Origin of the sequence: Sphingobacterium bovistauri, from assembly GCF_020295405.1 — a bacterium.
In the GTDB taxonomy this organism is placed as follows: Bacteria; Bacteroidota; Bacteroidia; order Sphingobacteriales; family Sphingobacteriaceae; genus Sphingobacterium; species Sphingobacterium bovistauri.
In genome coordinates this window covers 69,594-82,889 of record NZ_JADEYP010000020.1, presented here as the reverse complement: position 1 = coordinate 82,889, position 13,296 = coordinate 69,594, and the positions used below count along the sequence as shown (strand labels likewise).

Sequence of the window (13,296 nt, the reverse complement as noted above, 5' to 3'; positions counted from 1 at the left end):
ACCTCCAATACTATCTTTGCCCTGCTGAAGAATAGTTACTAAACGTAACTTAAAATTGAAATTATACTTCTGATTTTTTCTCATAAAAATGCCCCAAATAAGTGTCTAACTTTTTGGGGCATGTCCAAAATGAAAGCCTTTGTTATTAAACAAGAATTATTTTCGTACTTTCAGCGTAAAATTATAAGCTATGAATAAAATTTTCACATTGATCCTTATGCTGCTGGCTATAACAGGCTCGGCACAATTTATTGAACCTAATGACCCCAAAAGCAATTTAGCAGACCAATCTGGATGGGGGAAATTAGGAAAAGGAATTTATTTCCGCTTTGTGGATAGTGATTTTAGCTTATCAAAACATAATGTACCGAACATCAAGGATATCAATCGCACATGGCATACTTCTGCATGGAAAGGTGAAACGATTAATACACAATTGGCGGTATGGAGTAAAAATCCGGAATATGCTAACAGTATACTTTCCCTATCATTTACGGAATTAAAATCTGCTAAAAACATCATTTCAAACAACAATATAAAATTCAACCCCATAGCCTATGTTATCAGTGATGATCCTTCTCAATTAAAATCAGCTTGTGGAATTAATGTCATACTGGACTCCACATTAGTTGCCGATAGAATCATGAACACACAAACTATTGCTTTCAATTCAAAAGAGGTAAGACCGCTTTGGTTAAGTATCAAAATTCCTAATAATGCAGAACCAGGATTATACTCGGGTCATGTCATTGCATCAATCAAATTAGCAACTTATACAATGAACATCAAAATCCCCTATTCAATACGTGTCTCCGACTTTCAACTACCTAAGTCAGCAGACTGGGATTTTCATTTAGATTTATGGCAAAATCCATATTCTTCAGCACGATATTATAACCTAGAAACTTTTTCTGACGAACATTTAGAAAAAATAAAGCCAAGTATGCAACGCCTAGCGAATGCAGGACAAAAAAACATCACCACTACTTTGATTTATGACCCATGGAATAGTCAAACTTTTGATAAATATGACGCTATGATCCAATGGATAAAGAAGAAAGATGGTTCATGGCAATATGATTATACATTATTTGACAAATGGGTAGAGTATATGCATAGCATAGGGGTACATGATTACATCAATTGCTACAGTATGATTCCCTGGAACTTGTCCTTTTATTATTTTGACGAAGCGACCAACAAAAGAGAAATCATAAAAGCAAAACCAGAAGAACAGGTATACGAAAATCATTGGTATCCGTTTTTAAAGAATTTTGCCGCACATCTGAAGAAAAAAAAGTGGTTTCACAAAACTACTATTGCTATGGATGAGAGACCAATGAAGGACATGCAGGCTGCCATTCGTATTATTAAAAAAGCTGATCCTGAGTTCCAAATTTCACTCGCCGGATATTATCACCCAGAGCTATCAGATGATATTATAGATTACTCGATTCCTTTTTACGACAGCATGTCGGAGGATATTTTACAATCACGTAAAGCTAAAGGCTACAAAACGACAGCTTACACCTGTTGTACCGAGATATATCCCAATACATTTACAAGTTCAGGCTATTACGAGCCAGTTTATTTAGCAGTAAACACTTTACAACGAGGTTTTGATGGATACCTGAGATGGGCGTATGACTGTTGGAATAAAAAGCCTTTAGAGGACACAAGGTTTGGATCATGGGCAGCTGGAGATACCTACTTGGTGTATCCTGAAAATGAAACAAGCATTCGTTTTGAAAGACTGCAAGAAGGTATTCAAACAGTAGAAAAAATAAAGGTATTACGTAAAAAATTAGCTAAGCAAGGCAAGTCACAAGAACTTCAAAAGTTAGAAAATGAGATTCAAAAGTTCGGTAACAAAAATATTAATCGTAATTTGATACCAACACAGGTCAAAAGCCTTAAAAATTTAGTAAATTCACTGTAAAATCATAAAACAAACACCATGAAAAAAACTATTTTGTCGATAGCAACGGTGGCTATGTTGTTCTTAGGAACTGAATTGAGCCAAGCGCAGGTAAAACTACCTCCAGCGAGTAGTACCACGACAATCATCCAAGGTTTGGGTATCAAAAATATTATCTTGTCATATCAACGCCCGAGTACAAAAGGTCGTAAAATATTTGGCGAATTAGTACCTTATAATGAAGTATGGCGCACAGGAGCAAATAATATCCCAACCATTACTTTCGATGAAGAAGTAACTATTGAAGGTAATGCTGTGCCTGCAGGTACTTATGGTATTTTTACAATTCCGAATCCTACAGAATGGACTGTTATCTTAAGTAAAAATCCAAAACAATGGGGCGCATATCAATACAAGAAAGAAGATGATTTCTTACGTTTCAAAGTAAAACCTCAGAAACTTGCGAACAAAGTAGAAACTTTCACCATTACGTTTGATGATGTGACTACTAATTCTACACACGTTTCTTTGGCTTGGGAAAACACTGAAGTTGGTTTCGCTATAAAGACAGACCAGTCTAAAGAGATTATGGCGAGCATTGATGAAGCTATGCAGGGTGAGAAAAAGCCATACTTCCAAGCAGCTCAATTCTATTTCAACAATAATTTAGATATTAAAAAAGCCGCTGACTGGGTTAAATTAGCTGACGAAGGAAACACTGGTGCTCCACATATAAAATATTGGAAATCCCGCATTTTAGCTAAAGCTGGTGATAAAGCTGAAGCAAAAAAAGCAGCTCAAGAAGGTATTGAAATTGCTACAAAAGCTAAAAATGGTGAATATATCAAATTAAACACTGAAGCGTTGAAAGCTGTGAAATAATTTATATTCTATTAAAACAGAAAAGCCATCTTATGTAAGATGGCTTTTCTGTTTTAATGCACCATATAGTACATCGACAGGATGAAACGCGACCGCTTTCGTTCCGTCGTGAATTTGATGGCGACAACTTCCTCCTGTGGCAACGACTATAGCATCTGTTTCTTTATCTCTTACTTTTGGAAAAAGAACCAATTCACCTATTTGCATGGAAATATCATAATGCTCTTTCTCATATCCAAATGCTCCTGCCATACCGCAACAACCTGAAGGAATAACTTCTACTTGATTTCCATCTGGAAAGGATAATAAGGATGCAGCACACTGCTGAAGTTTCCAGGCTTTTTGCTGACAGTGCGTATGAAGCAATATTTTTTGTTGCACATCAGCAAAGGATTCTTTCTTAATATTTCCTTTTTGTACTTCTTTCCATAAAAATTCTTCTATCACCATAGCAAATGGTGCTATCCGCTTCGCATCGGTTTCCAATTCCACATCAACCAAATCCACATATTCATCTCTAAAACAAAGAATAGCTGAGGGCTCAACACCGACTAAAGCAATCTCGTCCGTGAGGCGAGAAGAAAAAGTTCGGACATTCTTATTGGCCAATTTTCGTGCATCACGTAGCATTCCTTTCGACATCAACGCTCTTCCGCTGAATGCATGTTCTACAATCAACACTTCATAACCTAATTCTTCCAATAACAAAATAGCTTTTTGCCCCAATTCTACATCATTATAATTTGTGAATTCGTCGCAAAAGAAATAAACCTCTTTTATTGGTCCGCTATTATTCCAAAATGGCTTCTCACGTTCCATAAACCATTTCCGAAGTGATTTTTTAGCTATTTGTGGAATAGTTCTCCTATGATCGAATCCCAACATATCCTTCACTATTTTACTGGTAAACTTATTTGATGTTCCCCAATTATATAGTGTTGGAATATTTGCCATTAGCGAAGTCAGTTGATCAACCATGCCGACCATACGGGTACGCAATGGAATACCATTCGCATCATGATATGCTTGCAAAAAATCGGCTTTTACCTTTGCCATATCGACACTCGATGGACATTCAACTTTACAGCCTTTACAACTCAAACACAGATCCATTACTTCCTTGATTTCAGGATGATCAAAAGGATTTTCTTTTGGAGAATTCGTTAAAAATTCACGTAAAATATTAGCACGCGCACGCGTCGTATCATGTTCATTACGTGTAGCCATATAAGATGGACACATGGTACCATTAGAAAGTTCCGTTTTACGGCAATCCCCTGATCCATTACATTGCTCAACGTGCTGAAGAATATTTTGACCTTTATAGCGAAATGTGGATGATATATTTTTAGGTTTAACTTCAGGATCATAGCGCAAAAATGAATTCATCGCTGGTGTATCTACAATTTTTCCAGGATTAAATACATTATTGGGATCCCAAGTGTTTTTTATCTCTTTTAGCAATTGGTAATTGTGTTCCCCAATCATATAGGCAATAAATTCACCACGCAATCGTCCGTCACCATGCTCTCCACTTAACGATCCTTTATATTTTTTGACAAGTTTAGCAATTTCAAAAGCTATATCTCGAAATAATTGGTTTCCTTCTCTAGTCTTTAAATCAATAATCGGACGCAAATGCAATTCACCCGTAGCTGCATGTGCATAATGTACCGAATACAAATTATACCTCGTCAATATTTGATTGAATTCAGCTATATAAGCGGGTAAATCTTCTACTGCGACGGCTGTGTCTTCAATAACAGCGACGGGTTTCGCATCTGTAGGCGTATTACTCAACAGCCCTAAACCTGCCTTCCGCAAATCCCAAACTTTCTTTTTGTCAGCTCCTAAAATCAAAGGGAAATAATACCCATAACCGGATTGACGCATATCTGCCTCTACAGCATTGACCTTGTGTGCGATTTCTTCTTCAGTTTCACCATCATACTCGACTATCAAAACAGCCTTTGGATTGCCTTTTACAAAGAAGCGATTTTGCTGTTGTTCCAAATTATTTTCGGTACAAGAAAGGATATAATCATCCATCAATTCGCTCACCAAAGGTTTATGATTAAGGGCAATAAGATTTGCACGCAAAGCGTCATCTAGCGAGTCAAAATGAATACAGAGTAATCCCGTCGGTCGCTGAGATAATAAATTTACATGCAGTTTAATCGACGTTATAAACAACAAAGTACCTTCAGAACCACAGATTAGCTTAGAAAAATTAAATTTTTCACCACCAACCGTAAAAGGATCCGTTTCGAGCAACAAGTCAATAGCATATCCCGTATTTCTACGTTCTACGGATTGCTTTGGGAACTCTTTTCTAATTTCGGTTTGATTACTATAATCACTTAATATAGTACGAATATGTTTGTATACCTTTCCCTCCAGCGTAGGCAGATCACATTTAGCTATAAATTCTTCAAATTCCAATGCTGAGAAAGTTACTTTAGAACCATCAGACAAATACCCCTCTACCTCTAAAGTGTGCTCTCGTGTACTTTTATATATCAAAGAATTCGACCCGCAGGAGTTATTTCCCACCATACCACCAAGCATAGCCCGATTGGCTGTTGATGTTTCGGGCCCGAAATACAAACCATAAGACTTCAAAAACATATTGAGTTCATCGCGAATCACTCCTGGCTGCACGCGAACCCATTGCTCTTCCTTATTTACTTCAAGTATTTTGGTAAAATGTTTAGATACATCTACGATAATACCATTTCCGACCACTTGACCCGCCAACGAAGTCCCTGCGGCACGAGGAATTAAGGAAGTTTTATTTTTTTCAGCAAAAGCTATTAATTTGCTTATATCTTCTTCCGATTTTGGAATAGCAACAGCCAAAGGCAATTCTCGATAAGCAGAAGCGTCTGTTGCGTACAGCAAACGCATTTTATTATCGAAAAAAAGATCGCCCGAAAGCGATTCCTTTAATATCTGCAACTGCTCTTCCACGCTATGATCCCTTTATTTGAGTTGTATATGTACTTTCAAAAATCTTATCCGCATTATTTGTTTCAAAACCATCACGACGATGCTTTGAGGTAATCTCGCCCTTTGACAAATTCTTGAATTCAGGAAGAACAGAGCGCTCTGCAAATTCCACATAGCTTCCAGCGATTTCTATTGTTTTTCCATCTGAAAATTTAGCATCGTATAGCGCAGAAACTGTACTACTCTGACGAAGCAGTTTGTCATCACTAGTTTTGATCACACCACCAGAATTATTCAATTTGACACCGATACTTACCAAGAAGTCATTAAATTCTTCCAATGTATTATACCCATCTTTCAGCTCATAAATACTAATGGTATAATGATTTAGATAATATCTGTTGTAAATCACCCAAGCAGCGTACTCACTCTCTTTCAACAAGATTTCATATTCCTCAGATGTCGGAAGTGCCCACAATGGTTTTTGTAAGAAAGCAGCAGCTTCTTCACCGTTTTTTAGATTCAAGCTATCTACAGGATCTGAGGTAATAGGAGACGTATATTTATAAATTATATCTTGTGCTTCTTTACTTAATTCCTTTACACGGAGTTCGGAAACGAAAATACGCGGATAGCCTTCAGCCGGCGGCGAAAACCAATAAGCATCTAGTTTTTTTCCTTCGAAATAATAATAATCACGCTTTACATAACCATAGGCTTGAAAAATTTTTTCAAATGAAGCTATGCCAAGATTGGGAACTCCTAATGTCCTAAAAGCAATGTGATCGTTCACTATATCATCTTGTACACTAACTACACCCATTTCCAATAGCGCATTCGTTATCTTATCGACGTCCGCAACATTCTTACGATAATGTTCGAATAAATCATTCAGCACAATATCCAAAGGATTATTTTCTTCAAAATGCATGATATCAAAATTTAATGTTTATACTAAAGTAAATTTAACAAAACATTTTGTTATTTGTACGGGATGTGATTAAAACCATGGAACAATATTCGGAGTTTATTGTTATTTCAGGAATTAAGTTCAATAAACTACAATTCCTCTTTCAGTAATGATTCCAGCTCCTCTGCACTTAAGTTCATATTAATATTACCTTCCTTGGCAAAAGATATTTCTCCTGTTTCTTCGGATACAATAATAGCTACAGCCTCTGAAACTTCAGTAACTCCGATAGCCGCACGATGACGTAAGCCAAAATGAGGAGGTAAATCCTCGCTCTCCGATAGAGGCAGCACACTACTTGCTGTCATAACGCGAAAATCAACAATAATAACCGCGCCATCATGTAAAGGACTGTTTTTGAAGAAAATACTTTCTAGCAAACGCTTGGATAATGGTGCATCAATATACTCACCACTAGACTGGTAATACTCTTCATCAAAATGTCGAGAAAAAACAAGTAGCGCACCCGTCTTTGCCTTGGACATACTGCGACAGGCGTCAACAATAATCTTGATATGCTCCGAGTGATCTTCATGTGTATTTCGCTTGTTGCCAATAAAACTAAGAAAGAATTTTTTACGTCGAATAGATATATTCTTACCGATGTGCAACAAAAATCTACGTATTTCCTGTTGAAAAACGACAATTAACGCAATGGAACCTACGGAAATAAACCCTCCAAAAATCTCTGTTAGCAGCCTCATTTCTAACTGCTTTACCACTAAATATATCCCGTAAAACAGAGCAACTCCAACTAATATATTAACAGCTATCGTACCCTTTATAAGACTATATATATAGTATATAATTACAGCTACCAATAAGATATCAATGATATCTAACAATCGAAACCCCTCTAATATATTGAAGTTTATTCCATCCATTTAATATGCAATTTAAAAAAATATGATAATATATCTTAGTCTTCCTTGAATATAATCAACAATTCTCACGATATATGATTACTATTTCAAAATTAACAAGTGCCAAAGTTTAATTACATTTGTATATAATACGATAAACTATGACTAGACTTTCAGTGAATATCAATAAAATTGCCACATTACGTAATTCTAGAGGTGGCAATGTACCTAACTTGGTGTCTGCAGCATTAGCATGTGAGCGTTTTGGAACAGAGGGTATAACCGTACATCCACGCCCAGATGAACGTCATATTCGTTACCAAGATGTATATGATTTAAAAGCAGAAATTAGTACCGAATTTAATATAGAAGGAAACTGTCAAGAACAAAAATTCGTTGACTTAGTATTGGCCAATAAACCTGCACAGGTGACGTTAGTTCCTGACACCTTAGGACAATTAACGTCAAATCATGGTTGGGATACGATTAATAATAAAACGTATTTACAAGAAATGGTTAAAATATTCAAAGGAGAAGGTATCCGAGTTTCTATTTTTGTAGATCCAATTGAAGACATGGTTGAAGCAGCTGCTGAGACTGGTACTGATCGTGTGGAATTATATACTGAGGGCTTCGCTGCTGAATTTGGCTTTAATAAAGAAAAAGCTATCGAACCCTACTTCCATGCTGCAGTGAAAGCTCGCGAAGTGGGCTTAGGATTAAATGCAGGGCATGATCTAGATTTAAATAATCTAGCCTTTTTCAATCAACATATTCCAGATTTAATGGAAGTAAGTATTGGTCATGCTTTGATTTCAGATGCCCTATATTTAGGATTAGAAGAAACTATTAAAAGATATTTAGCAGCGTTAAAAGCTTAAGTAATGCTATAAAAAAGAAAGGTCGGATTACAAATGATCCGACCTTTCTTTTTTATAAGTATTCGTAAACTACTCAATACCTTTGAAAATTCTGTTCCAACGAATTTTTGATAGGAACGAACCATCTTTATCGTAACTCAACCATGTGAACAGGGCCTTACCGACAATATGATCTTCTGGAACAAACCCCCAGCCACGTGAATCGTAAGAATTATGACGATTATCACCCATCATCCAATAGTAATCCATTTTAAATGTATATGAATCAGTCTTTTGGCCATTTACAAGAATATCATTTCCACTGACATCTAACGTATTACCTTCATAAACAGTGATAGCTCGTTGGTACAATGGTAATGTCCAGTGATCTAACTTCACAGTCCATCCTTTTGCTGGTACTTTGATAGGTCCAAAATTGTCATATGTCCATTTTCTTTCATTCCAGTTATAGTTAGGGAAAGAAGCGTAATTCTCATTATCTGTTCCATAAATCACTTCTTTCACTTCTTTTATGTTAGACCAAGAGCGGACATCTTCTGCCTCTTTTTCTGTGATATGAAGCACATAAAAACCTTGAGATGGATCTGTATTTTCCAAATCCACATCGTAGCGTTTTTTAACTAATATGTCTTGCGAAATCCCAAATGGTTCTGCAATTACGATATACGATGTTTGTAAATCATCTGAAATATATTGTTGATTACCGTTTACAACCAATCTACCATCCTTCATCATAATTTCATCTCCAGGAATACCTACTGCGCGTTTGATGTAGTTTTCACGTTTATCAACAGGACGGTTGAATGGTTCATCCGCCTCCATTGGGTAATTAAAAACAACAACATCATTCCGTTCAATATTTTGAAAACCAGGCAATCTTTTATAATCAATTTTTATCCATTCAGAATAAGCTTTACCTCCTATCAATGGCATGGTATGGTGCGCAAATGGAAAAGCCAATGGTGTATTTGGAATACGTGGCCCATAATTTAGCTTACTTACGAAAAGAAAATCTCCAACTAGCAATCTACGTTCCATCGAACCCGTTGGGATCATATAGGCTTCAATCAAAAATCCACGAATCAATGATGCTGCGACTGTTGCAAATATAATCGCATCTGCCCATTCACGACCAACAGATTTTTTATAAGGATATTTCTTTTTAAACTCTTCCGTAGTAGGTTGACCTCTGTACTTTACAGCAGCATCATTGCCCCACAGTGGTAACACAATAAATGGAACTATAACCGCAGCTGCAGTTTCCCAAAAACGCTGTTTGCCAAAGGCTTTCATCAAATCCAAATACAGACTGTAAAAGACAAAAATATTGACAATTGGCACCAATAGTAAAGCAAGCCACCACGTAGGTCTGCCAACTAATTGTGTCATCACATATACATTATAAAAAGGAATAAAAGCTTCCCAGCCTTGTTTACCGGCCTTTTTAAACAATAGAAACAGCCCATAATGAGCAACAATTGTTAAAACGACAAAAATAATATACCACATATTTTAATATTTGTAACACTTTACCTCTTTACTATAAGGCTTTAAATGTCTATTTGTTAAAATCAAAAATTTCTGTAACTTGATAAAAACCCTTTTTACCATACAACCACTCTGCGGCTACAACTGCGCCTAAAGCAAATCCATCACGATTATGTGCTGTATGCTTGAACTCTATTTGATCAACCTCAGAACTATACAATACGGTATGTGTGCCTGGCACCTCCTCTATACGAAGACTCTCAATTAATAGCTCACTTGGCTGATTGACCACCTCTTCATCAGAGCCCACCACTTGATTTACCCAAGATTTTTTTATTTCATTGTTGTCAATGATTCCCTCCGCAATAGTGATCGCTGTCCCGCTTGGTGCATCCAACTTGTGGATGTGGTGAATTTCTTCTACTTGTACATCATATTGTTGATAAGGGCTAATCGCCTTAGCCAACAATCTATTAATATGAAAGAAAATATTCACGCCAATACTAAAATTAGAGCCATATAATAAAGATTGATTAGCTTCAATACATGTTTCTCTTACTTCTTGTAGATGCTCATACCACCCTGTAGTACCTACAACTAAAGGCAAATCAGCTTCAAAACAAAGGCTTATATTTTCTAGTGCAGCATCCGGCATACTGAAGTCGATAGCTATATCAGCATCTCTCAAGTCATCTGCCGTAATGTCTTCTCTATTGTGTGCATCTACTATTAACGCTATTTCATGACCTCTTTTGAGTGCAAATTTTTCAATTAATTGCCCCATTTTGCCATAGCCTAATATAACGATTTTCATAATTAAGGTTTATCTATTTAAAATTAAAGGTCAATTTTACTCCTGGAGTAAATTGAGGCCCAATATTCATATTATATGCCAAATTAGATGTTGGCAACATCGTTGGTGTGATTTTGAATCCCAAATCATCACCAATATTGTATCGGAATCGAAGCATAGAGTCAACATAAGCTTCTAAGACATTCAAGCCCCACCATCCAACGGTAACTAAAATGGTCATATCGCGATTACGTCGATAATTATCCTTTGAACGAATCAAACCATCCAAACTTTGATAACCTTCCAAATCAGGATCGTTAGATTCACCATTGTGATCCATACGATAAGCCGCTTCCTTTACAAATTTTTGATAATGCCAATTCCAAAAATCAAAGGTCATATATCCGGCTATCAATCCTCCATAAATGATAGGCAACTTTATCCAAACGTATTTACCACCATTAGTAATCTGCCCCCATCCGGGTGCAATCAATGACCTTCTCCATGCATTATTAGAAAGTTCCTCGATAGCTAATCTGGTCGAATCTTTTAAAATATCTTTATAATAATATTTTTCACGTTCCTTTTCGGCTTTCTCACGGGCTTTTCGTTCTGCACGCGTTTCTTTCTTCTTAACGGTATCTTGTGTCGCCTTGACACTATCCATAGCATTCAAAGCGGTTGTATCTAAAACAACTTTTTTCGTCGAATCAGCTTGAGAAAAGCTATCCAACGAAAACAGTAAAAAAAGAATAAATAATAAATATTTGGACATTACCAATCTAACAATTCTAATATACGGCTTAAGTCATCTTCCGAATCAAAAGGAATTTCAATAGCACCTTTACCACGTGTATTTTTCAAATTCAAACGTACACGAGTCGAAAATTTAGACGCTAGATCGTCTTCAATTTTTTGATATTGAAAATCCAACTGCTTGCCTACTCCCTTACCTTTTTTAGGCTTCAGCTGCTCTTGAATATTACGAACTAAAATCTCGGCCATACGCACTGATAGGTCCTTATCGATAATCTCTTGATAAACGAATAATTGCTTATCAATATCACCAACATTTATTAGCGCACGTGCATGTCCCATTGAAATTTTACCGTCACGAATACCAACTTGAATTACTGGAGGCAGCTTTAATAGACGCAAATAATTCGTTACAGTAGAACGGTTTTTCGATACACGATCGCCCAATTCTTCTTGCTTCAAACTACACTCTTCAATCATACGCTGAAAACTCAACGCAACTTCAATCGCATTTAAATTTTCACGTTGAATATTTTCGATCAACGCCATTTCCAACATCTGCTGGTCATTGGCTGTACGTACGTAAGCAGGTATTTCTGTAATGCCAGCTAGCATCGAAGCGCGCAAACGACGTTCACCACTGATGAGTTGGTATTGATTTTTACTTACTTGTCTTACGGTAATAGGCTGAATTAATCCCTGCAATACGATGGATTCAGAAAGCTCTTTTAAAGCATTCTCATCAAAATCGGTACGTGGTTGAAAAGGATTAACCGCAATTTGATCAATTTTTATGAAATTAATACTACCTGCAGAAGGTGCTGCTGTGTCTCCAATCTCACGGGAAGTAGTACTAGGAGATACTTTCAAATCATCCTGCAATAGCGCACCAAGTCCTTTACCTAATCCTGTTTTACGTTGTAATGCTGCCATTATACGATTGCTTTTTCTTCTTTATTATGTTCTACCAATCCGTTCTTTTGTAAAATCTCTCGAGCCAAATTCAAATAATTGATTGCACCTTTACATGAAGCATCGTGCATAATTACTGAAATACCAAAGCTTGGCGCCTCACTCAAACGCGTATTACGTTGGATAATCGTTTCGAAAACTAAATCCGTAAAGTGTGTACGTACCTCTTCAACGACTTGATTAGATAGACGCAAACGAACATCATACATCGTCAGTAAAATCCCTTCGATTTCTAAATTGGTATTTAATCGATTTTGAACGATTTTGATCGTATTTAACAACTTACCCAAACCTTCCAAAGCGAAATACTCACATTGCACAGGGATGATCAAAGAATCAGATGCCGTAAGGGCATTGATTGTAATCAAACCCAATGATGGTGAACAGTCAATGATGATAAAATCATAATCATCTTTAATTTCCTCCAACATTTTTTTCATCTTGTACTCACGTTCATTCAGATTGATCATCTCAATCTCCGCTCCTACTAAATCAATATGCGCAGGCAACAAGTCCAAATATGGTGTATCTGTTGCTTTGATAGCATCACGAGGATTCAAATCATTAACTAAACACTCGTAAACACTAGCTTTGATACCACGAGGGTCAAAACCAATACCCGAAGTGGAGTTTGCTTGTGGATCTGCATCCACCAGCAATGTTTTATATTCTAAGACAGCCAAACTTGCGGCTAGGTTTATTGAAGTTGTTGTTTTCCCTACACCGCCCTTTTGATTTGCTATTGCAATTATTTTTCCCATGAGATACCGAACCTTTACAATTTTGTACTATCAATTGTAGTTCTCTTATAAAATTAACATTTG

At 36.5% G+C, this 13,296-nt stretch carries 11 protein-coding genes; 3 read left to right on the top strand and 8 right to left on the bottom strand.

Translation table 11 applies throughout. From position 1 onward, the window contains the following. Positions 1 to 190 precede the first annotated feature (190 nt). Positions 191 to 1,939 (top strand): DUF4091 domain-containing protein, encoded by a 1,749-nt coding sequence (locus IPZ78_RS11345; protein ID WP_225553762.1) that lies wholly within the window; start codon positions 191 to 193, stop codon positions 1,937 to 1,939. An 18-nt stretch (positions 1,940 to 1,957) separates the two neighbouring features. Continuing rightward, a complete protein-coding gene (locus tag IPZ78_RS11340) occupies positions 1,958 to 2,800 on the top strand; it encodes a DUF2911 domain-containing protein (protein WP_225553760.1) in 843 nt (280 codons plus the stop codon). 30 nt (positions 2,801 to 2,830) lie between these two features. On the opposite strand, the gene IPZ78_RS11335 is transcribed toward IPZ78_RS11340, so the two are convergent. The 3 genes from IPZ78_RS11335 to cdaA all read right to left on the bottom strand — a co-directional run bounded on the left by IPZ78_RS11335 (position 2,831) and on the right by cdaA (position 7,603). Beyond that, on the bottom strand, positions 2,831 to 5,770 hold the full coding sequence (locus IPZ78_RS11335) for an FAD-binding and (Fe-S)-binding domain-containing protein (RefSeq protein ID WP_225553758.1): 2,940 nt from the start codon (positions 5,768 to 5,770) through the stop codon (positions 2,831 to 2,833). Position 5,771: 1 nt separating this feature from the next. Continuing rightward, the gene (locus IPZ78_RS11330; RefSeq protein ID WP_225553756.1) at positions 5,772 to 6,680 is read right to left on the bottom strand and encodes a DUF1338 domain-containing protein; all 909 of its coding nucleotides are present in this window, start codon (positions 6,678 to 6,680) and stop codon (positions 5,772 to 5,774) included. Positions 6,681 to 6,808: 128 nt separating this feature from the next. Continuing rightward, a complete protein-coding gene (gene cdaA, locus IPZ78_RS11325; protein ID WP_225553754.1) occupies positions 6,809 to 7,603 on the bottom strand; it encodes a diadenylate cyclase CdaA in 795 nt (264 codons plus the stop codon). Positions 7,604 to 7,743: 140 nt separating this feature from the next. Between cdaA and IPZ78_RS11320 the strand changes: the two genes are divergently transcribed. Beyond that, positions 7,744 to 8,463, top strand: a complete 720-nt coding sequence (locus tag IPZ78_RS11320) for a pyridoxine 5'-phosphate synthase (protein WP_225553753.1) — start codon at positions 7,744 to 7,746, stop codon at positions 8,461 to 8,463. A 69-nt stretch (positions 8,464 to 8,532) separates the two neighbouring features. On the opposite strand, the gene lepB is transcribed toward IPZ78_RS11320, so the two are convergent. Genes lepB through IPZ78_RS11295 form a run of 5 tightly spaced genes read right to left on the bottom strand, consistent with a single transcriptional unit; the run spans position 8,533 to position 13,233 of the window. Next, positions 8,533 to 9,972: a signal peptidase I gene (gene lepB, locus IPZ78_RS11315; RefSeq protein ID WP_225553751.1), complete on the bottom strand. Its 1,440-nt coding sequence runs from the start codon at positions 9,970 to 9,972 to the stop codon at positions 8,533 to 8,535. A gap of 49 nt (positions 9,973 to 10,021) precedes the next feature. Continuing rightward, on the bottom strand, positions 10,022 to 10,765 hold the full coding sequence (gene dapB, locus IPZ78_RS11310; protein ID WP_225553749.1) for a 4-hydroxy-tetrahydrodipicolinate reductase: 744 nt from the start codon (positions 10,763 to 10,765) through the stop codon (positions 10,022 to 10,024). A 13-nt stretch (positions 10,766 to 10,778) separates the two neighbouring features. Continuing rightward, positions 10,779 to 11,519 carry a DUF5683 domain-containing protein gene (locus IPZ78_RS11305; protein WP_225553747.1) on the bottom strand — a complete coding sequence of 247 codons (741 nt, stop codon included), beginning with the start codon at positions 11,517 to 11,519 and terminating at the stop codon, positions 10,779 to 10,781. Beyond that, entirely contained in the window at positions 11,519 to 12,433 is a 915-nt protein-coding gene (locus IPZ78_RS11300) for a ParB/RepB/Spo0J family partition protein (protein ID WP_225553745.1), read from the bottom strand. Before IPZ78_RS11300 ends, IPZ78_RS11305 begins: the two co-directional genes overlap by 1 nt. Beyond that, a complete protein-coding gene (locus tag IPZ78_RS11295; RefSeq protein ID WP_225553743.1) occupies positions 12,433 to 13,233 on the bottom strand; it encodes a ParA family protein in 801 nt (266 codons plus the stop codon). The genes IPZ78_RS11300 and IPZ78_RS11295 overlap by 1 nt, the downstream gene beginning before the upstream one ends. Between the last annotated feature and the right edge of the window lie 63 nt (positions 13,234 to 13,296).